At 34.3% G+C, this 20,410-nt stretch carries 19 protein-coding genes; 13 read left to right on the top strand and 6 right to left on the bottom strand.

Annotated features, from left to right (window positions below; translation table 11 throughout):
- Window positions 1-15: 15 nt before the first annotated feature.
- Window positions 16-1,269, bottom strand: coding sequence for a sensor histidine kinase (locus tag P3F81_RS10055; RefSeq protein ID WP_147670021.1), 1,254 nt, complete (start codon window positions 1,267-1,269; stop codon window positions 16-18).
- Entirely contained in the window at window positions 1,262-1,933 is a 672-nt protein-coding gene (locus tag P3F81_RS10050; RefSeq protein WP_147670020.1) for a response regulator transcription factor, read from the bottom strand. Before P3F81_RS10050 ends, P3F81_RS10055 begins: the two co-directional genes overlap by 8 nt.
- A gap of 196 nt (window positions 1,934-2,129) precedes the next feature.
- On the opposite strand from P3F81_RS10050, the gene P3F81_RS10045 reads away from it, so the two are divergent.
- From P3F81_RS10045 to cls, 6 genes are all read left to right on the top strand, one after another.
- Window positions 2,130-3,458 (top strand): DEAD/DEAH box helicase, encoded by a 1,329-nt coding sequence (locus tag P3F81_RS10045; RefSeq protein WP_147670019.1) that lies wholly within the window; start codon window positions 2,130-2,132, stop codon window positions 3,456-3,458.
- 98 nt (window positions 3,459-3,556) lie between these two features.
- On the top strand, window positions 3,557-4,039 hold the full coding sequence (locus P3F81_RS10040; RefSeq protein WP_147670018.1) for a DUF134 domain-containing protein: 483 nt from the start codon (window positions 3,557-3,559) through the stop codon (window positions 4,037-4,039).
- A 173-nt stretch (window positions 4,040-4,212) separates the two neighbouring features.
- Window positions 4,213-5,409, top strand: a complete 1,197-nt coding sequence (locus tag P3F81_RS10035) for a dicarboxylate/amino acid:cation symporter (RefSeq protein WP_309320363.1) — start codon at window positions 4,213-4,215, stop codon at window positions 5,407-5,409.
- A 159-nt stretch (window positions 5,410-5,568) separates the two neighbouring features.
- Window positions 5,569-6,801 (top strand): DUF445 domain-containing protein, encoded by a 1,233-nt coding sequence (locus P3F81_RS10030; protein WP_147670016.1) that lies wholly within the window; start codon window positions 5,569-5,571, stop codon window positions 6,799-6,801.
- Window position 6,802: 1 nt separating this feature from the next.
- Window positions 6,803-8,086, top strand: a complete 1,284-nt coding sequence (locus P3F81_RS10025; protein ID WP_147670015.1) for a DUF445 domain-containing protein — start codon at window positions 6,803-6,805, stop codon at window positions 8,084-8,086.
- A gap of 141 nt (window positions 8,087-8,227) precedes the next feature.
- On the top strand, window positions 8,228-9,688 hold the full coding sequence (cls, locus tag P3F81_RS10020; RefSeq protein WP_147670014.1) for a cardiolipin synthase: 1,461 nt from the start codon (window positions 8,228-8,230) through the stop codon (window positions 9,686-9,688).
- Here cls and P3F81_RS10015 read toward each other — a convergent pair.
- Window positions 9,683-10,813 carry a M20/M25/M40 family metallo-hydrolase gene (locus tag P3F81_RS10015; RefSeq protein ID WP_147670013.1) on the bottom strand — a complete coding sequence of 377 codons (1,131 nt, stop codon included), beginning with the start codon at window positions 10,811-10,813 and terminating at the stop codon, window positions 9,683-9,685. The genes cls and P3F81_RS10015 overlap by 6 nt on opposite strands.
- Before the next feature lie 223 nt (window positions 10,814-11,036).
- On the opposite strand from P3F81_RS10015, the gene P3F81_RS10010 reads away from it, so the two are divergent.
- From P3F81_RS10010 to trxA, 5 genes are all read left to right on the top strand, one after another.
- Window positions 11,037-11,954, top strand: coding sequence for a DMT family transporter (locus P3F81_RS10010; RefSeq protein ID WP_309320362.1), 918 nt, complete (start codon window positions 11,037-11,039; stop codon window positions 11,952-11,954).
- A 15-nt stretch (window positions 11,955-11,969) separates the two neighbouring features.
- Window positions 11,970-13,154: an MFS transporter gene (locus tag P3F81_RS10005; protein WP_147670011.1), complete on the top strand. Its 1,185-nt coding sequence runs from the start codon at window positions 11,970-11,972 to the stop codon at window positions 13,152-13,154.
- 111 nt (window positions 13,155-13,265) lie between these two features.
- On the top strand, window positions 13,266-14,177 hold the full coding sequence (locus P3F81_RS10000) for a PfkB family carbohydrate kinase (RefSeq protein ID WP_147670010.1): 912 nt from the start codon (window positions 13,266-13,268) through the stop codon (window positions 14,175-14,177).
- A gap of 18 nt (window positions 14,178-14,195) precedes the next feature.
- On the top strand, window positions 14,196-14,900 hold the full coding sequence (locus P3F81_RS09995; protein WP_147670009.1) for a DNA alkylation repair protein: 705 nt from the start codon (window positions 14,196-14,198) through the stop codon (window positions 14,898-14,900).
- Between the two features lie 194 nt (window positions 14,901-15,094).
- Entirely contained in the window at window positions 15,095-15,397 is a 303-nt protein-coding gene (gene trxA / locus P3F81_RS09990) for a thioredoxin (RefSeq protein WP_434064772.1), read from the top strand.
- A gap of 55 nt (window positions 15,398-15,452) precedes the next feature.
- On the opposite strand, the gene P3F81_RS09985 is transcribed toward trxA, so the two are convergent.
- Window positions 15,453-15,791, bottom strand: coding sequence for a helix-turn-helix domain-containing protein (locus tag P3F81_RS09985; protein ID WP_309320361.1), 339 nt, complete (start codon window positions 15,789-15,791; stop codon window positions 15,453-15,455).
- Window positions 15,792-16,386: 595 nt separating this feature from the next.
- Between P3F81_RS09985 and P3F81_RS09980 the strand changes: the two genes are divergently transcribed.
- Window positions 16,387-17,469, top strand: a complete 1,083-nt coding sequence (locus tag P3F81_RS09980; protein ID WP_309320360.1) for an HD-GYP domain-containing protein — start codon at window positions 16,387-16,389, stop codon at window positions 17,467-17,469.
- 1 nt (window position 17,470) lies between these two features.
- Here the strand turns inward: P3F81_RS09980 and P3F81_RS09975 are convergent, their stop codons facing one another.
- Window positions 17,471-18,136 carry a Crp/Fnr family transcriptional regulator gene (locus P3F81_RS09975; RefSeq protein ID WP_309320359.1) on the bottom strand — a complete coding sequence of 222 codons (666 nt, stop codon included), beginning with the start codon at window positions 18,134-18,136 and terminating at the stop codon, window positions 17,471-17,473.
- 58 nt (window positions 18,137-18,194) lie between these two features.
- Window positions 18,195-19,055, bottom strand: coding sequence for an NAD(P)/FAD-dependent oxidoreductase (locus P3F81_RS09970; protein ID WP_309320358.1), 861 nt, complete (start codon window positions 19,053-19,055; stop codon window positions 18,195-18,197).
- 267 nt (window positions 19,056-19,322) lie between these two features.
- On the opposite strand from P3F81_RS09970, the gene P3F81_RS09965 reads away from it, so the two are divergent.
- Window positions 19,323-20,339 (top strand): Bug family tripartite tricarboxylate transporter substrate binding protein, encoded by a 1,017-nt coding sequence (locus P3F81_RS09965; RefSeq protein WP_309320357.1) that lies wholly within the window; start codon window positions 19,323-19,325, stop codon window positions 20,337-20,339.
- The last annotated feature ends 71 nt before the right edge of the window (window positions 20,340-20,410 follow it).

Here is a 20,410-nt window from a genome sequence, read left to right as displayed (position 1 = left end):
TAAATCAAGACTACTTCATTTTGATAATGGCAATTTGATTGTTACGGTAGTTCCCTCCTTTAATTGGCTGTCAATTGTAATACTTCCGTTATGCTGTTCGATAATCCATTTGGCTAAGGAGAGGCCGAGACCACTGCCGCCTTTATGACGAGATTCGTCTACTTGATAGAACCTGTCAAATAATTTAGGCAGGTGATGTTTGGCAATACCTTCTCCTGTATCGTTAATTGTAATAATACATTTATCATAAGAAATAGTAAGCTTGGTTGTAATTATGCCATTAGTATCTGTATGACGTATTGCATTGTCTAAAATGATGGTGAGGACTTGACGAATTTTAGGTTCATCAGCAAGTATCGTTGCCGGAGTGAATGATGAATAGTTAAGTCGTAAGGATTTTTTCTCGGCTAATAATTGAATGGATTTCAATGTATCGATAATTAATTCATCAATTCGAATTTTTTTCATGCTTAGTAGCTGTTGTTTAGCATCGGCGCGTGCCAAAAATAACAGAGAGTTAATAAGCTGTGACATGCGAGTTGTTTCTTCTTGAATATTATGAATCCAATGAGTGTTTTCATCGATAGTTTCTTTGCTGTTTGCTCCTTTTAAAATATCTAAATTGGTTTGAATAATTGTTAATGGCGTTCTTAATTCATGCGAAGCATCAGATACGAAATTCTTTTGATTTTTTAAAGCCTTACGAATTGGTGCTATTGCTTTGTTTGCCATGAAGAAGCTTGCAGCAAAGGAAAGAAGTGCACAGCAGAGTCCAACGAGAAGAAATATGTAGAGCTGAGATTGTAACAACTCATTTTGTCTAGATAAATCATTACATACGATTAGCGTTTCGGAATCGGTTAACATTGTTTTGGTGTAGATAATGTCCGTATTAACAAAAGAAATTTTTCCTTCAGTTTGAGGAAGTGTTAAAATCTTTTCAACAAAGGCAGGGATTAAATCATCTTTAATAGTAATCCCTGAGGAACAAGCGATAATTTTTTGATCTTTTACCTTTAAATAAAAAAAACTGGGTTCTGGTGGGGGAATCATACCAATGATTGTTGGGGGATGCTGACGCTTGCGTTCTGGAATATCTGTAAGCTGGCCAGACCTAATTTCCTCACTTAATTTACTCATCACGTGATAAGAACCTTGATTTACGCCATAGTTTGTTAACATAAAGGTACCTGTGATAAGAACTGTAAATAATGCCATAATAATAGCGACGTTAATAAAAGTTAATTTTAAACGCAACTTGTTAAACATCAATATCCTCCTCAAATGAGTACCCAATACCACGGATTGTTTTTATATTAGGAATGTTAAGCTTTTTGCGCAGGTAATAGATATAAAGATCCACATTGGAAATATTAGCATCACTGTCGTAGCCCCAGATTTTCTCCATGATTCGCTCTTTGGTAATCACTTGTCCGACATTATGCATAAGCAGTGATAAGAGAGCGGCTTCTTTTGCTGTTAATTGAATTTTTTCATTACCTTTGATCGCTTCTCCGTGCAGAATGTGAAGCGTAAGATCACCAATAGAAATGGTATTGTCTGTTGTTTTTTTATTTGTACGGCGTAACAATGCTTTAATACGTGCAAGAAGTTCTTCTGTAAAAAATGGTTTGATTAGATAATCATCTGCTCCACACTCTAAACCTTCCACTCGGTCACTAGGAGCATCTTTTGCTGTTAAAAAAAGTATAGGGATAGTAAGTTTTAATTTTCGTATTTCTTTTAATACAGATAAACCGTCTAAATGTGGCAACATGCGGTCGAGAATAATTACATCATAGGGATTTGTACAAGCCATATTTAATCCTGTTAATCCGTCTAAAGCTGTATCGACTGTATAACCGGCTCGCCTCAACAGGACAGTTAATGCTTCGCTTAACTTAACTTCATCTTCAATTAAAAGTAATTTCATGATAAAATCCTTTCATTTGCATTCTATAGCGTTTTTACTATATCGCATAATTCTTTGAAGAAAATTTGTTTTTTATGAAAAATTCATCTAATATATAGTATAAAGTATAAAGTATAAAGAAGTAATAGAATAGTCATAATCTATTGAAAGAAAAACGTCAATAAAGTAATTATTTAAAATTTAAAGGGGATAGAGAATGAAAAAATTTTTTCAAGAATTAAAAATTAGTGAGAATTTGTGCAAAGTTTTAAAAGAAAATGGAATTACAGAGGCGACACCTGTCCAGACAGCGGCTATTCCAGCGATAAGAAGTGGGAATGATGTTGTTGTGCAAGCACAAACGGGAACAGGGAAAACACTGGCTTTTTTATTGCCAATTATGGAAAAAATAAAAGTGAATGTGCCAGTTGCACAATCTCTAATTGTTGCACCAACACGAGAATTAGCACTTCAGATTACAGCCGTTGCACAAAAGATTGGTGCGCCAATAGGTGTGCGTTCCCTTACTGTTTATGGTGGACAGGCAGTAGATAGGCAAGTACAAAAGCTAGGACAGAATCCACATATTATTATTGGAACGCCAGGGAGGATTCTTGACCATTTACGTCGTAAAACGCTGGATTTATCTAGTGTAAACAAAGTGGTTTTAGATGAAGCGGACCAAATGATGCATATGGGATTCATTGAAGAAGTTGAAGGAATTTTGAAAGAAACTGCTGGAGATCGTCAGTTGATGTTTTTCTCGGCGACGATTCCTGATAGGATTCGTGGATTATCTCGCCACTACATGCGAATGCCGCAAGATATTAATATTAAGTCAGAGACGATTACATTAGAGGGTATAGAGCAAATTATTATTGATACAAATGAAGCATCAAAACTAGATCAATTATGTGCGATGATTAATCAATATCAGCCATATCTAGCAATGGTATTTTGTCATACAAAACAACGTGTTATACAAGTGACTGCGGAACTTGCAAAACGTGGGTATTTAGTTGATGAATTGCACGGAGATCTTACGCAAGCGAAGCGTACCCTTGTTATGCGGAGATTTGCTACTGCGAAATTGCAGGTTCTTGTAGCTACGGATATTGCTTGCCGTGGGCTAGACATTGAAGGTGTGACCCATGTATTTAATTATGATATTCCACATGATGTGGAAACATATATTCATCGGATCGGTAGAACTGGACGCGCTGGTGAAATTGGCAAAGCGATTACTTTTGTTAATGCTCGTCAATACGATTATCTTCGCACGATTGAGCAGGGAATTCAAACTAGAATTCAGAAGGAAAAGGCAACAGTAAAAGCAAACAAAGAGCAGGTGGCGAAATCTTCAAAAGAAGGAAATGAAAAGAAAAATGAAAAACCTGAACAGCAAAAACGTGCGCCATTAAGCAAATATGCAAATCGCAAAGGCAGTGGCCATGGTGGAGTGAATCAGCGCAGTCGCCGTAAACCAAAGCCAACAGGGCAACAAAGTCGCGAAACTGCATCGCGCAGACCGAAGAAACGACGATAATTTAGATAAAGCCGCCTTTGGGCGGTTTTTTTCTTGCTTAAAATTACTATAGGCGCTATAATATAAATGAGCATATGCTCAATTGGAGGTCGACTGTAATGGTGAGAATACGTTGTTGTGGTATTGTCGATGACCTTCCTAGATGCAAGAGATTTTTAGCGGAAGCAGAGAATGCGGAAACAATACTTTTGCAGGTGGAAGAGTATGAGGCGATTCGATTGAAAGATTATGAAGGTCTGGAGCAAAATGAAGCCGCAAAAATAATGGGGCTTTCAAGAGCAACTTTTCAAAGGGTATTGCAGTCGGCAAAACAAAAAGTTGCAGAAGCTTTAGTTAAAGGCTGCAATATATCGATTGAAGGGGGATTTTTTAAAATGGCAAACAGAAAATTTGAGTGTCAGGATTGTAAACATGTATGGGAAGTAGCACCTTGTAGTGAAGGTGGTAAACATGGATATGAAATTGAGTGCCCAAAATGCGGCAGCTTAAAAAAGATTAAATTGATGAATGGTGAACGCCATGTTTGCGGTGGTGGGCATCACGGGCAAAATGGTCATGGATGCTGCGGTGGGCATCACTAAGAATAGATAAAAATCTAAGAAAAGGCAAAGGTATAGCTGATATACTTTTGTCTTTTTTTGTAGAAAAAAAGAAATTGTACAAAATATACAAAATATTTTGCATATTAGAATATTTTTATGTATAATTAATATGTAGAATTTAATAAATAAAGGTAATGATAGGAGGAAGAAATTTGAATTTATCCGTAAAAATCTTAATTTCATTGATTCTAGCAATTATTGCCGGATTAATCGCTGGGGCGGAAAATCTACCTTGGATTAAGCTGTGGATTGCACCAATTGGGACAATGTTTATCAATTTAATCAAAATGATGATCGTTCCAGTTGTTATGGCATCAATTATCGTAGGTGCAGCTAGCTTAGGTGATACGAGAAAGTTAGGTAGAATTGGCGTAAAGGTTATGGCATTTTACTTAATTACTACAGCCATTGCGATGATTATTGGTTTGGGTGTTGCTGGTGTAGTTCATCCTGGTGATGGTATCAGCATTGCAGCAGAGGCAGCAAAAACAGATGTAAAAGCTGCTCCGACAATTATGGAAGTAATTGTTAACATGGTTCCAGCGAATCCGTTAAAAGCGATGACAAATGTGGACATGTTACCGATTATCGTATTTTCATTGATTATTGGTATTGGAATTACGCATGTTGGACAAAAAGCATTGCCATTACAAAATGTCTTTGAAGCGTTAGCGGAAGTGAGTTATAAAATTATTACTCTTATCATGGAACTTGCTCCATATGGCGTATTTGCGTTATTATTACCAGTTGTTGCGGCAAACGGACCAAAAGTTTTATTGCCTTTATTATCTGTAATTATTGCGGCATTTGTTGCTAGCATTATTCATGCTGTTATTACTTATGCAAGTGTAATACAAGTTGTAGGGAAAATGAGTCCGATTAAATTCTTTAAGGGTATGGCTGAAGCGATGATGATTGCATTTACTACTTGTAGCAGTGCAGGTACGCTTCCAGTTAATATGAAGAACTGTCAAGAAAAGCTTGGTGTATCTAAAGAAGTTTCTAGTTTCGTATTACCATTGGGGGCTACCATCAATATGGATGGTACAGCAATCTATATGAGTGTTTGTACATTATTTATTGCGAATGTATATGGTGTTGACTTAACTGCAGCACAAATGTTAATCGTAGTGCTAACTGGTACTTTGGCTTCTATTGGTACAGCTGGTGTCCCAGGTGCTGGGATGATTATGCTAGCTATGGTATTACAAGCAGTTAACCTTCCACTAGAGGGAATCGCGTTAGTTGCTGGTATTGATCGTGTACTTGATATGTGTCGTACAACTCTAAATATTACAGGTGATGCGGCAGCAGCAGTTGTAATTAACAAAACGGAAGAAAATAAATAAGATAATTTCATCATACGATGATAAGTGAGATGATGTGTAGAGAGATTTTTCTTTCTTTGCACATCATTTTTTTGTAGCGTTTCCATAGAAAAAGGATTTTCGCGATTGGGGGAGAATTTTTAAGTCGGAATAAGTGAAAGCAAGTGAGGGAGATTTTAGATGTTACAAAAGAATAAAGCAACGTTTTTATTGTTTTTAATGATGATTTTATTTATACTCAGCTATCCATATCGCGATGGTTTTTGGGGCGGCTTATTCAATGCTGGGATGCTTGCGGCTGTTATTGGTGGCTTAGCTGATTGGTTTGCTGTGCGAGCATTGTTTGAGAAGCCATTGGGAATAGGTTATCGAACAGAAGTAATCCCACGTAATCGCGAACAGATTTTTTGCGATATGATTACGTTTATTAGTAAAGATTTACTTGGAAAAGAAAACATCATAAGGGTTTTAGATCGTTATTCATTAATGAAGCTAGCGCTTACCTATGTTGATGAATCAAAAGGTGATGAAAAAATCAAACAATTTCTTTATCAGATGGTTACCCTTTTTCTTAAAGAATCAAATAAAGAGCAGTTAGCTAAAATTTTAGAAAATTTATTGCAAGAAAAAGTAAAAGAAATGAATACAATTAAACCGGTGATTGAAGCTTTGATTCATACGCTTGAGCGTGATGAAGAAGATGCTTTCATTAAAGAATTACTCGTAGAATTGGAAGTATATGTTCACCATCCTGCTGTTGTAGGCGTAATTGAGCAAATTGTAACGCAGATTAAGCAGCAATATACTGGTCAGGCAGAAATGCGTGAAATGGCAAGTCGTTTCTTAGATTTATCAGAAGAAAAAATTGCAAAAATGGTACAGAGAGAAATTATTCAATATTTGCGTGACTTACAATTTCGTACACATCCACTAAGAATTGATTTGAAAGTTCGCATCATTGAATGGTTACTTAATCAGAAGGAAAATAAACAACTTGAAGAAAGTTTAAACCAATTCTTAGAATATATGATTAACGAAAAACTAAATGTAAGTAATGCGATTGTAAATTTTTTAAACGTTCTTTTGGAAGAGCAAAAAATGAATTTAAGACGCTTAATTGATCAAATTGTTGATAATCAAATTCAACGATTGCGTAGTGATGATAAATTGCAGGAGAAATGCGAGCAATTTATGAAAGAAATCGTTATGCATGTTATTTCTGAAAAACATATTGTTTTAGAGACGAAAATACGAGAAAAATTAGATGGATTGTCTAATGATGATTTGAAGAATCTTGTGGAAAATCGGGTGGGGGACGACTTGCAGATGATTCGTATTAATGGTTCTGTTGTAGGCGCAATAGCTGGTATGATGCTTTATGTCCTTACATTTCTTGTAGAAAGGTTTGTTTAAGATGCAAAGAAGGCTTAATCAAGCAGACAAAGCTTTAGGGGTTGCTGCAATTTTATTTGTTATTTGTCTGCTATTAAAAATTTATTATCCGCAATCTATTTATATTAAAGGATTGTTATTTTGTGCAGAAGCTGCGTTGATTGGCGGGATAGCCGACTGGTTTGCTGTTACAGCGTTGTTCAAAAAACCGCTTGGTTTCCCTTATCATACGGAAATTATTCCGCGTAAACGTGAGCAAGTCATTGAAGGGTGTATTAAGCTCGTACAAAAGGAATTTTTTACGAAAAAGCAAATGTTGTTATGGTCTAAAGAAGGAGGATTTATCGACTATATATTGGCCTATGTAGAAAAAAATAATTTTCAAAAGGAAATCAGCAGAAGAATTCTAGATTATTTTGAGCAGCTATTATCTTCTCTGAACGCAGAAGCGTTGGCAATGCAGCTTGACATGTTAATTCATGAAAAAGTGCAGAACACGAAGTTATTGCCCCAAGTAAAGAATATGATGATAGACTTTATAAATTCTGAGAAAGGGTCTACACAAATAGATATTTTGCTTAAACGGGCGATCCAAAAGGTAGAAGAAGGCGCGATTAACGATAAAGTCAAAGCTTATTTAGAAGAGTATCTGGAGGAAAAGAGTCAAGGGCTATTGTCGATGATGATGATGTTTGTGGCAAAGCAAAGCAATGTTTTAAATGTTGATGAAATTGCCCAAACTGTACAGGCGCAACTTATTTATACCCTTACAGAGATGCGTGAAAACCATAACCATCAGATGCGAAGAGCTTTGATAGATGAGCTTAAAAATAGTCTGCACCGTTTACCAGACAATATTGAATTATGTCAAAGCTTTGAATCTTTAAAGATGAGCGTTTTTAGCGGATTACAAACCAAACAGTTATTAAAGGAATTAATTGAATCTATAATAATATCCTTAAAACGTCCCGACTCTGAGGGAAATGCACTCGTGAGGCAGGCTCCTTTAGTTGAAATTATTACAACAAATGTTGAGAATGCTTTATATACATTAAAGAATGATATTGTATTGAAGCGTAATTTAGAATCTTATCTCCAAGATGTTGTGGGGAGAGCATTACTTGAAGGGCGCAATATGATGGCGGTAATTATTCGCGATGTATTAGAAGGGTTAACAAAAGAAGAACTTAATCGATTAATTTATGAAAAAGTTGAAGAAGATTTAATTTGGATTCGAATGAATGGGTGTATAGTTGGGGCATCTATTGGCTGTATTATTTTTATTGGGCTACACTTGGTTGGATAGTTTTAAAAAGACTTTTCTAAAATGAAAAGTCTTTTTTTCGTTGGGGATAATATCCATACATATTTTTTTTTATTAGGGGGAAGTTTTTGATAGGTAGTGTGAAAATAAAGACACTGTTAACAGTGGATAAAGGATAAGTGTATGGAGAATATTGCGGGCAATTTTATTATGATCTTCATTTTATTGGCCAATTTTTTATTTGTTTTATTTATTTTATGTATTGAAAGAAAGAATCCTTCTTTAGCCTTAAGTTGGATTTTAGCGTTAGTGTTCTTACCGATTATCGGGTTTATTTTGTATTTATTATTTGGTACTAATATTGTGATTCGGAAGAAGAAAACTTTGGAAATGAAAAGACAACAAGATCTTTTTTATCATCTAAGTACTATTACAAGAATAAAGCTAAAAGGTGATTCTTTAGCATTACAGCATAAAGAATTATTTACTTACCAGAAGCTACTAAATTTTAATTACAATGTTGGCACATGTCCCTGTACGTTTCATAATGATGTACAAATTTTTATTGATGCCCAAGAGAAATATTTTCAACTTTTACATGATATAAAACAAGCTAAGGAGAGTATTCATTTACTATATTTTATTATTCGTGATGATAAAATTGGCAGAAAAATTATTGCAGCTTTGGCTAAGAAAGCAAAAGAAGGAGTGAAGGTAAGGCTTCTTTATGACCATGCTGGTTGTATTTTGACACCAAGTAGAACTTTTGCACCTATTATTGACTGTGGTGGAGAAGTGAAACGTTTTTTCCCTATTAGTATAAGCAATTATTTAAGGGTGAATTTTCGTAATCATCGAAAGATTGCTGTTATAGATAGTAAAATCGGGTATTTAGGTGGAATGAATATCGGGGATGAGTATATGGGGCTTAGTCCCGAACATTCTCCTTGGCGGGATACGCATTTAAGAATCCAAGGCGAAAGTGTTTATTTTCTTCAATCTAGATTTATTGAGGACTGGTTATTTGCATGTAATTATCGTAATGTAGAACAGTTTTCTGATAGCGAAAAGTTTTTTCCACCGGTGAATCAAGAATGTATTATACCCATGCAAATTGTTTCTAGTGGACCAGATACGGCTGAGGAAGAAATAAAATGGAACTTAATGAATTTATTAAATTCGGCAAAATCCACGGTATGTATTCAGACACCTTACTTTGTACCAGATGAATCATTTATTGAAGCAATAAAAATAACTGTTTTATCAGGAATTAAAGTTATGATTATGATTCCGCATAAAACGGATAATATGGTCGTGCATAAGGTAAGTTTATCTTATCTAGGTGAGCTTCTTGACTATGGAGTTGAGGTTTTCTTATATCCAGGTTTTTTGCATGCAAAGATGATGGTAATTGACGAAACTGTTGCAACAATTGGATCGGCAAATATGGATATGCGCAGTTTTTCTTTGAATTTTGAAGTGAATGCGTTTTTTTACAATGAAGAATTTGCAAAACGCTGTAAAAGAATTTTTTCTGACGATATGAAAGAGGCTCGCCCCTTTACATTGCAAGAATATAACAATCGCAATTGGGGCGAGCGGATGATCGAAGGTGTTTTTCGGTTATTAGCGCCGTTGTTATAATTTTACTTTGTTGGCACAGGATTTAATTAATTCTAAAACGATGGTGGCCGTTTTATAAAGATCTTCTTCAAGGATAAACTCTTCTGTTGTATGGACTTTGCTCATTCCTACACCTAGTACAGCACATGGAAGACCTTTAGCATTAAAATAGTTGGCATCACTGCCTCCTCCAGTTGCAGCAAGCTCTAAATCAATATGTGCATTTTTTATTGCTTCTGTTGCAATTTGGATTAATTGACTGCTGGTATCAAGTTCGTAAGAGGAATATTCATGCTCTAAAATAATATCTATGCTGGCTTTATTCTCTATCGCTACTTTGGAAAATGTATCTGACATATGCTTTGTTTGATTCGCTAATTTTTGCGGAGAACAACTACGGGCTTCACAGAATATTTCTACATATTCTGGAACAATATTTGTTGCAATACCGCCATGAATAATACCGATATTCGCTGTTGTTTCTTCATCAATTCTTCCAGATTTCATAGTGGCAATTGCTTTGCTGGCGATGGTAATTGCATTTATGCCACTTTCAGGAGCAATACCAGCATGAGCAGATTTTCCTTTGATTTTAGCAGTGATATTATCCTGCCCTGGCGCTTTGATAATAACTTTACCTGGATTGCCGCTAGAATCTAGGCAAAAGCCAAAATCTGATTTAATCCATTCTTTATCTAGGTATTTTGAGCCGTTGAGTCCGCCTTCTTCGGCTACAGTAAAAATCACTTGAATGCCGCCATGGGGAATTTCTTTTTCTTCAACGATACGAATAGCTTCGAGAATACTGGCGATACCCGCTTTATCATCACCGCCAAGAATGGTCGTGCCATCAGAGGTAATCATTCCATTTTTTAAACGGGGTTTTACGTTTTCACAAGGGTTAACGCAGTCCATATGAGCGGATAATAACAAAGTGGGTGTATTTGCTTTAGTGCTATTCAAATAGGCGATTACGTTACCACAATTGCCGCCAAAAGACTCGCCCGTTTTATCTTCAGTTACGGTTAGCCCAATATCCGTTAAGAGATTTTTTAAATAATCTGCTATTTGGCGTTCATTTCCTGTAGGCGAAGATATTTTTACTAAAGTCAAGAATTCTTCTAATATACGTATTTTATTTATCATGAAATCACCGTCCTTTAGTTATTTTTATATATTTTTTGACAATATTATAGATTTATCCTGCCAATAGTATAGACTATTTTGTTTGATGGCAAACATATTAATTCCTAGATAAATTAATTTGCAAATAAATTTAAAGTAATATTTGCATAAATCATTATAAAGATGTTATTATGAAAATATTTGCTAAATAAAATCAATTAAGAATAGGAAGAAGGTTTAAATTTTGAAATTAAAAGGAAATTTGATTTTATTACTTGTCGCTATGATTTGGGGCGTGGCTTTCGTTGCGCAGCGGGCAGGAATGGAATATATTGGACCATTTACTTATACGGGAGTACGTTTTGCTTTGGGGTGTTTCTCCTTGTTGCCACTTTTATATTATTTCCGTGATTCAAAAGAGGAGAAGGATAAGCAGGATAGCAAAACAAGTGCTTGGAAAGTTGGCTTATTTACAGGCTTAATTATGTGTATTGCGGTGTCATTACAGCAAATTGGTTTAATCTATACAACTGCCGGTAAGGCGGCTTTTGTTACGTGTTTATATATTATATTTGTTCCGTTAGTTGGGTTTCTTTTAAAACAACATATTAGTGGAAGTACATGGTTTGGTGCATTCTTATCTATCATAGGACTATATTTTCTTTGTGTAAAAGAAGGATTTTATATGGAATATGGTGATTTATTGGTTGTAGGAAGTGCTTTTTTTTGGACAGTACATATTTTGGTGATTGATCGTTATGCAAAAGCAATTAATTCAATTCAATTGGCATTTTTTCAGTTTTTCTTTTGTGCTTTATTTAGTGGGATAGTAGCAATCGTAACAGAAACGATTTCTTTAGCAAGTATTATCGATTGTGCAGTACCAATTGCTTATGGAGGGTTAATGTCAGTTGGTGTTGCTTATACGCTTCAAATTGTAGGGCAGAAATATGCAGAGCCTGCGCATGCTGCGGTTATTATGAGTATGGAGACTGTATTCGGTGCATTAGCAGGTTATTTCTTATTGGGGGAAATTCTTGGAGTAAGAGAGCTAACCGGTTGTACGTTAATGATGATTGGTATGTTAGTGACTCAAATGGGCGGATTTAAACAATTAAAAGAAAAAATTAAACGGTATCAAAATTCGTCTGCTACGGAGTAACTTGGAGGCGTTTTTATGAATTGGCAGAGAAATTTATGGACATTATGTTTTAGTGTTATTTTTTCAGCGGCGAGCTATACGATGATTATTCCGTTTTTACCGGTATACTTACTAGAATTGGGCGTATCGGAAGGCGATATTTCTTTATGGTCAGGTGTAGTATTTTCTGCTAGCTTTTTAATTGCAGCAATTATGGCACCGATATGGGGGCGATCTGCAGATAAAAATGGGAAAAAACGAATGGTTCTTAGAGCTGGCTACAGTTTAGCCGCTTGTTATGTGCTAGGTGCAATTGTAACGAATCCATTACAATTGCTAGGAGTGAGAATTTTGCAAGGATTCGCTAATGGATTTTTGCCTGCCTCATTGGCAATTGTGGCATCAAGTGTGCCAAATGAAAAACTCGGGTTTAGTTTAGGCTGTATGCAGACGGGATTATTGATTGGCAGTATTATAGGTCCTTTGCTGGGAGGAACTTTATCACATTACTTAGGAATGCGTATGGCCTTTTTTGCAGCGGCGGGTGCATTGTTTCTCGTTACGGTTGCAGTAGCTTTTTTGGTACGGGAACCAGAGAGTACAATAAATAACAATCCAAAGGGTGGTTTGTTAGATGATTTAAAAATAGCTTGTAAAGCAAAAGTAATGCGCGAGTTACTTTTGCTTACTTTTGTCGTTCAATTAGCGATTATGGTATTGCAGCCGATTATTACTCTCTATATTGGAAAGTTGCAAGGCAGTATGGAAGGTGTGGCCTTTACTGCTGGCTTGGTATTTAGTTTAGGTGGATTTGCAGGTGCTTTTTCGGCACCTGTTTGGGGAAGAATTGGTCAAAATAAAGGGTATTTCAATGTATTGGCAATTACTTTTCTTGGTGCAGGGATCTTTTGCTTCCTTCAATTTTTTCCAAAAAACGTTTTTATGTTTGGAGCTTTGCAGTTTATGGTAGGAATTTTTATTGTTGGGATTAATCCGGCCATAAGTGCAATTTTAGTAAATGCAAGCGATGAAGGTTTTAGAGGACGTATATTTGGATTATTGACAACAGCAAATCAACTTGGTTCAATGGTTGGCCCTTTAGTGGGCGGCATGATTGCTACATTAATTGGTATTGAATTTGTTTTTGTTTTTACAGGAACTCTATTGATTCTTATTAGCATTGGTGTATTCATAAGATATATGAAAAAAAATAATGCCTAACTTATCATATCCGTTGCAAATTATTTGGGAATACCATAAAATTATATCAATAGAATATTTTGTAGAATGGTATAGGATTTTAAAAATATATGATGCTCTAAGGAGAAAAGAATGCAAGAAATCGCTTTGTTTGGTACGGTTTTTATTGATATTAAAGGATTTTCAAAGAATAAGTATGACCCAGTTGGGCGTAATGTAGGTAATGTACAGTTTATTCATGGTGGTGTCGGAAGAAATGTTGCAGAAGATATGGGAGTATTAGGAACACCTGTGACTTTTGTAAGTACCGTTGATGATACAGCAATGGGAATAGATGTAGAAAAACGTTTATGGGAATATAATATCAATACGGAATATCTAAAAAAAGTTGAACAAAATGGCATGGGGATGTTTATGGCGATTCTAGATAATAACGGGGATTTAGCAGGTTCGATATCAAGCCCTCCAGATTTCATTTTTTTTGAAACGTTGCTGGAAGAAAAATGTGAAGAAATTATCAAGAGATCTTCTCATGTAGCTCTGGAAATTGATTTAAATCAAAAAATCTCTAGAAAGATTGTAGATACAGCAAATCGCTTAAAGAAGCCCATTTATGGCTTACCAGGGAACTTATCTGTTATTTTAGCTGATAAAGATATTTTAATGGGGATGGAATGTTTCATCTGTAATGATATTGAAGCTGAAAAGATTTTCGATTGCTCTTTTGGAAATGATGATCTTGATTTAATTAAAGCAGAGGTTGAAAATTTTGCTAATAAAATGGAGATAAAATCAATGATTGTTACAATGGGAGAAAAAGGTGCGGTATATTATCAAAAATCAATGGCAGAAGCGGTATATCATAAAGTAAATCCTGTTAAGATGATTGATTCTACTGGAGCGGGAGATTCTTTTTTTTCTGGTGTAGTAAGTGCATTAGTACAAAATAAACCATTGGAAGAGGCTGTTAAGTTTGGTAGTGAAGTAGCGGCTTATACGATTCAATCAGCAGAAAGTACGTGTGTAGGATTTAACCTTAAATAAAAGATTGGATTAAGAGAAATGGGATATTTTTGTGGGATTCATGAGCTTTTTTTAGAAAACATTGATGAAACTTATCGACAGTTCGCAGCTAAACTTTTACCGGAAGATACAAATCTTTTGGGAATAAGATTGCCGATTTTGAAAAAAATTGCCCAGGAAATAGCGAATAATGACTGGCAGAGTTTTCTAAGAAAAGAAAATGACTTATATTTTGAAGATTTCATGCTAAAAGGATTTGTTATTGGTAAAATACGTGGAAATATAGAAGTTATTTTGCCTTATATTCAAGAATTTGTGCCTAAAATTAATAATTGGTCTCTTTGTGATAGTTTTTGTGCGTCATTAAAAATTACAAATAAGAATAAAAAAGTAATGTGGGATTTTATACAGCCATATTTTCTGTCATCTCAAGAATACGAAATTCGTTTTGCGGTAGTAATGGCTTTGGATTTTTTTCTTGAAGATGAATATATTGAAAAAGTACTGCAAAGATTAGACTCTATAAAACATGAAGGTTACTATGTAAAAATGGCTGTCGCATGGGCACTCTCTGTTTGTTATATTAAGCATAAGAATCATACAGAAGAATTTTTGGGGAAGAATCGATTGGATGATTTTACATTTAATAAAGCGTTACAAAAGATGATTGAGTCTCGTCGCGTAAATGCTTGCGACAAAGAAAGACTTAAAATCTTGAAACGTAAAAAAAATACTAATTATTAATTTTTCTCTATTAGGAATTAAAACTTTATTCGGATTGTAGTTGAGCTTTAGATAAATCGGTGATTATAATGTAGCTTTTAAATACAAAATATATTTAAAGTTTTGGTGACTAAATCACAGAAAAATAAATAAATTAGGGTATAATAAATAGTAAATTTATATTAAAGTGAAAAGGGGTTATAAACGTGAGTGTGATGAAAATTACAAAAAGTAACTTTGATGCAGAAGTAATTCATTCGGATATTCCTGTTTTACTTGATTTTTGGGCAGAATGGTGTACGCCTTGTAAAATGCTATCCCCAATCATACATGAAATTGCAAATGAAAATACGGGAAAAATTAAGGTCGGAAAAGTGAATGTTGACGAAGAGCCAGAGTTAGCTACACAATTCCAAGTAATGAGCATTCCCATGTTAATTTTATTTAAAGAGGGGAAAGCTGTAAATACATCTATTGGATTTATGGATAAAGAAGCAATTAAAAAATTTCTTAAATAAACAAATTTAATACAATATAAAACCGCATCGGTAAATAATATCTACCGATGCGGTTTTATATTGTATGCGAAATTTCTTCTAGTAATTGGATAAATCCTAATACTGAATTTAAATCTTTTTCATTTAATTGATTGATTTTTTGCATTAGTTTTAATCTTAATGGCGTTATCGTGGTAGACATTAATTTTTCACCTTTTCCTGAAAGAATCCAAGACCGTGAATAACCATAATTATCTTCTATTATTTTGGCTAAATGCAATGAGATATTTAGTTTTTTTCCATTAGCTAATAAGTTGATATAATTTGCACTAACACCTACGGTTCTTGCAAAATCAACTTGTTTAATATTTTGCTCTTCCAAGATTAAACGGAGTCGAGTTTGTAAAGTGGGCATAAAATTACTCCTTATCCTTATTAAAGGGATTAACATGAATTTTATGATAAAAATATAAATAATAAGACTTTTACAAATATATCTTTGTAATTATACACAAAGATATATTTGTTTTATTATAATATGCAACAAAGAAATATGCAAAGTAAATTTCCTTAGACATGAAAAATTGGACATTTCTAACTATAGTGATATGCAAATTATAGGAAAATAGTATTGACAGAGATTTATTAAAATTTTTTATCAAATAGTTTAGTTAATCTTATGATTTGGATGATAAAATTTTATCAAAAAATAAGTAAAGAGTTAGAAAATTTATGATTATTGTATAGTAAAGAGAGATTTCATATAAGTTTTGTATAAAATACTTATATGGGATTGACATTTATTTATTTTAAATGGTAATATTTTATATAGTTAGATAAAGTTAGATAAAATCGAGGAGGATGCGCATACTTGGTTATAACGAATGATAAATGTATTAGAGATTTTTTGAGATTTATGTATGAAAAATTGACTTGATAGTCGACGGGTTCATTATAGTATGCGATAGAAGCTTATGCAAAGATTTTCCACGTGCAACCTAAGGGTTGGGATGACTTTAGCACGCAATATATATAACGTAGATGGAAAAATGCTATTAGCGGTAGGAACGGTGCTCGATCAACAATATATTATGAAGTTGAAAAACTTATCTATTCCGGGGGTATATGTACATTTAGGTGACCAAGACTTTGACGTAGAACTTCCGGAAGAGGTTTTGTCAGAAGAAACAAAGATTTTAGCAACAAAAAATTTGTTTCGAACATTTCAAAAATGTCAGTTGACCAATAATTTAGATGTAAAAAAAGTTCAAAAAACAACACAAACAATTATAGAAAATTTATTGCAAAATAAAAACAATGTGCATCAGTTAACAGATGTTCGAAGATATGATAACTATACTTTCTATCATTCGATTAGTGTTTGTGCTTTGGCAACGATGTTAGGGATATTACGTGGATACTCACCTAAACGATTATCTGAGGTTTCTATTGGTGCGTTACTACATGATGTAGGTAAAGTCAAAATATCACCGAATATTCTTAATAAACCAGAAAAATTGACAGATGAAGAAATGCAGGTAATGAAGACTCATTCTGAAGAAGGGTTTAAAACTTTAAGGAAGAATCGTGAATTATCTGTAGTTCCAATGCATGTTGCCTATCAACATCATGAGAAATTTGATGGGACGGGATATCCGAGAGGTTTAAAAGGTGATTCAATTCATGAATATGCTAGAATTGTAGCTATTGCAGATGTATATGATGCTTTAACTTCTGATCGAGCATATAAAAAGGCGTGTCATCCGTATGAAGCTTACAAAATTATGATAGAAATGGTAAATAGTCATTTTGATCCTGAACTTTTCGAATTATTTTTTAATCATGTAGCAGTTTTTCCTGTGGGTACAACAGTTATGTTAAATGATGGAGGCTATGCTATTGTAATCGAGATTAAAAATGGTGAGACCTTTACTCCAAAAGTAAAATTTTTAGCTGATTCAAATTATAATAAAGTATCGGGGGAAGTTTGCGTTGATTTGGCAAAGCAAAGTCGGTTCTTTATTACAGATGTTTTAAATGATGTAGAAGTGTTTGATTTGTTAGATAGGACGAAACATGTACGTTTTGCGTAATTTAAAGTATTTTTTCTAACTTGGCTTTATCAAGAAGGATTACTTGACCACGGGATAATTTCACAATTCCTTCATTGGAAAAATATTTTAACATACGTGATACGACTTCGCGGGCACTACTGACGTATTTCGCAATTTGTTCGTGGCTCAAATAAATAATGTCGGAATTGTTTTTTTTACTTTCATTAAGTAAAAATAGGGCAAGACGTTTGTCAAAACTCATAAAGAGAATTTGCTGCATTGCCCACATAACTTCAGAGAAACGACGAATGGTAAGCTTAGAAGCAAAGTTTTCTACATAAATATTTTTATTATATAGTTCTTGAAAAAAGTTTGCATTTAAAAGCAATAATTCGGAATCCTGCTCAGCATCAATATGTACATCAAATGTAATGTTTTTTAAAACGCAGGATGCTGATAAAACACAGACTTCACCAGGGGTTAGGCGATATAATGTAATGTCTCTGCCATCTTCGGAGAGTAGATATACTCTGAGCTCGCCGCTTTTTACAATTAAAATCCCCATGCAATCTAACTCTGTATGATATATATGGGTTCCTTTTTTATAATGGAGAAGGGCAATGTTATCCATAATTAAACGTCGATCAATAGGTGTTATCTTATCCCAAAAAGTTAATGTATTTTTTACAAAATCGATAGAATTCACTTTAGATCTCTCCCAATAGTGCTATGGTAAAGGCAGTATCTTCTGATACTGCCTTTAATTATTTTTTTAAGCTCTTTATATATTTAATGACTTCACGTCCTGCAATTGCACCTTCGTGGACTGCTTTAGCAATTTGCAGCATACCACCGGTACAATCTCCAGCGGCATATAGACCAGGCAGGTTAGTAGCCATTCGTTCACTTACGGCAATATTTCTCCCATTTAATGTGACACCGAGTTTTCTGGCTAAATCAGCACTTCCCGCAACTCCAATTGCAACGAATAGACCATTTATCTTTTGCTCAGCAGCATTTTCAAATTCAATAGAGTCAATGATATTATTTCCGTTTATTTTATTGATTTTAGCGGTATTTACTTTAATAGACTCGGGAACTGAGGTTTTGGGCTCTTTTCCATCAGTAAGTAAAGTTACGGATTTTGCAACTGGAAGTAAGACTTGTGCTTCATGTAAAGCATAATTTCCATGACCTAATACCGCGACATCTTTACCACGGTAAAAAAATGCATCACATTCTGCACAGTAACTTACCCCTCGTCCCTCAAGTTCTTTTAGCCCTTTGATTCGTGGAATAGTTCGTATCGCGCCAGTGGTTAAAATCATTGACGGTGCTTTATATTCACCGTGATTTGTCTTAATAATATATTGTCCATCATAGCCTACGCCGACTACTTCGTCATTTATTATTTCAGCACCTAACCGTTTAGCCTGTGCAAGACCCTTATCGAGGAGCTCGGTCCCTGAAATAGGTTCGGCAAAACCATAATAATTTTCGATTTTTTCTGCTTTTTCTAAGGAACCGCCATCACGACCGATAATTAATGTTTTTAGATTTGCGCGGCAGGTATATAATGCTGCAGAAATCCCTGCTGGGCCGTTTCCGATAATAATTGTGTCCATGATTTACACCTCCAATATCTTTATTATAGTTGATGTAATAAATTTCTACTACTTATTATTGGCAATATTTTTAGGATAATGTAAAAGGAATTCTATAAGAAGGATGAAAATACCTTTGAAAAAATTTTAATTATACAATATGTATAATTTTATGAATATTATTACATATTTTGCAGGTTTTTTCCTAGGCGAGAACGAATTAGAAAGAAAATATTTGAAATAATGGGGAACATGATTTTTTTTGTAAAAAGAAAAGGAGTGCTAAAAATGAAGAAAAATATAATGCGGATGTTTATGTTAAGTTTACTCGGAGTAACAATGTGTGTAAGTGGATGTAATAATGGGTTAACAGACGAACCAGATAAAGTAGATTTCCCGACGAAACCGATCAATGTTATTGTTCCTTTTAGCGCAGGTGGAGGAATGGATTTACAAGTGCGGGCATTAGAAAAATTAGCACCAAAATACATTGGTCAAAATTTTGCAATTCTTAATAAACCAGGAGGTGGGGGGGCAATTGCATGGAATGAATTGGTAACTACATCTCCAGATGGTTATACCCTAGGAATTAGTGACTCTGGACTAATTCTACAATCTTTATATGGCGAAAATAAATATCATTATCCGACAGCATTAGAACCTTTAGTACAATTTTCAACTGTTCCATTTATGCTTGTTGCAAAAGCTGATCAACCATGGCAAACCCTTGATGAATTAGTTGACTATTGCAAACAACATCCACAGGAAATAAAATTTGGGCATGGTGGAATAGGTTCAACCAGTCATTTAGTTGGTCAGTTATTTAAGAAAGAAGCTGATATTGATATTGAACAGGTTCCATTTCGTGGTGGTTCAGAATCGACAGCAGCATTATTAGGAAATCATGTACAAGTTGTTGTAACTAATACCGGGACATTAATGGAACAATTGCGGAGTGGAACAATAAGAGCTTTAGCTATATCAACTAATAAAAGGTTAAAAAATCCAGAATTGAAGCAAATTCCTACATTCGAAGAATTAGGATATGATGTTGTTTTAGAAGTTTGGTTTGGTGTAGTAGCACCTAAAGAATTATCGCCAGAGGTTAAGAAGAAATTAGAACAATCTTTTAAAGACATGATTCTAGACCCAAGTTTTCAAGAAAATATTGAAAAGTTAGGGGCAGAAGCTGAGTATTTAGATTCACAACAATTAATGAAAAAATGGCAAAAAGAAAATGAAAATTTAAAGAAAATTTTAGATGATACTGGTGTTTTAGACCAGATTCAAGCCCAGAAAAAATAAAGTGCTTAAAATTTTTTAATAAAGGCTGTTTAACTACGATAAAAGTAGATTAAACAGCCTTTGTTTTATCT

Origin of the sequence: Selenobaculum gibii (assembly GCF_030273445.1) — a bacterium.
Taxonomy (GTDB): Bacteria; Bacillota; Negativicutes; order ICN-92133; family ICN-92133; genus Selenobaculum; species Selenobaculum gibii.
This window is presented reverse-complemented; position numbering and strand designations above follow the sequence as displayed.

What these genes read in the sequence shown, in the direction of transcription:
- P3F81_RS10055 (WP_147670021.1), bottom strand. Translation starts at nt 1,269, where the DNA reads ATGTTTAACAAGTTGCGTTTAAAATTAACTTTTATTAACGTCGCTATT.
- P3F81_RS10050 (WP_147670020.1), bottom strand. Translation starts at nt 1,933, where the DNA reads ATGAAATTACTTTTAATTGAAGATGAAGTTAAGTTAAGCGAAGCATTA.
- P3F81_RS10045 (WP_147670019.1), top strand. Translation starts at nt 2,130, where the DNA reads ATGAAAAAATTTTTTCAAGAATTAAAAATTAGTGAGAATTTGTGCAAA.
- P3F81_RS10040 (WP_147670018.1), top strand. Translation starts at nt 3,557, where the DNA reads ATGGTGAGAATACGTTGTTGTGGTATTGTCGATGACCTTCCTAGATGC.
- P3F81_RS10030 (WP_147670016.1), top strand. Translation starts at nt 5,569, where the DNA reads ATGTTACAAAAGAATAAAGCAACGTTTTTATTGTTTTTAATGATGATT.
- P3F81_RS10025 (WP_147670015.1), top strand. Translation starts at nt 6,803, where the DNA reads ATGCAAAGAAGGCTTAATCAAGCAGACAAAGCTTTAGGGGTTGCTGCA.
- cls (WP_147670014.1), top strand. Translation starts at nt 8,228, where the DNA reads ATGGAGAATATTGCGGGCAATTTTATTATGATCTTCATTTTATTGGCC.
- P3F81_RS10015 (WP_147670013.1), bottom strand. Translation starts at nt 10,813, where the DNA reads ATGATAAATAAAATACGTATATTAGAAGAATTCTTGACTTTAGTAAAA.
- P3F81_RS10005 (WP_147670011.1), top strand. Translation starts at nt 11,970, where the DNA reads ATGAATTGGCAGAGAAATTTATGGACATTATGTTTTAGTGTTATTTTT.
- P3F81_RS10000 (WP_147670010.1), top strand. Translation starts at nt 13,266, where the DNA reads ATGCAAGAAATCGCTTTGTTTGGTACGGTTTTTATTGATATTAAAGGA.
- P3F81_RS09995 (WP_147670009.1), top strand. Translation starts at nt 14,196, where the DNA reads ATGGGATATTTTTGTGGGATTCATGAGCTTTTTTTAGAAAACATTGAT.
- trxA (WP_434064772.1), top strand. Translation starts at nt 15,095, where the DNA reads ATGAAAATTACAAAAAGTAACTTTGATGCAGAAGTAATTCATTCGGAT.
- P3F81_RS09985 (WP_309320361.1), bottom strand. Translation starts at nt 15,791, where the DNA reads ATGCCCACTTTACAAACTCGACTCCGTTTAATCTTGGAAGAGCAAAAT.
- P3F81_RS09980 (WP_309320360.1), top strand. Translation starts at nt 16,387, where the DNA reads ATGACTTTAGCACGCAATATATATAACGTAGATGGAAAAATGCTATTA.
- P3F81_RS09970 (WP_309320358.1), bottom strand. Translation starts at nt 19,055, where the DNA reads ATGGACACAATTATTATCGGAAACGGCCCAGCAGGGATTTCTGCAGCA.
- P3F81_RS09965 (WP_309320357.1), top strand. Translation starts at nt 19,323, where the DNA reads ATGAAGAAAAATATAATGCGGATGTTTATGTTAAGTTTACTCGGAGTA.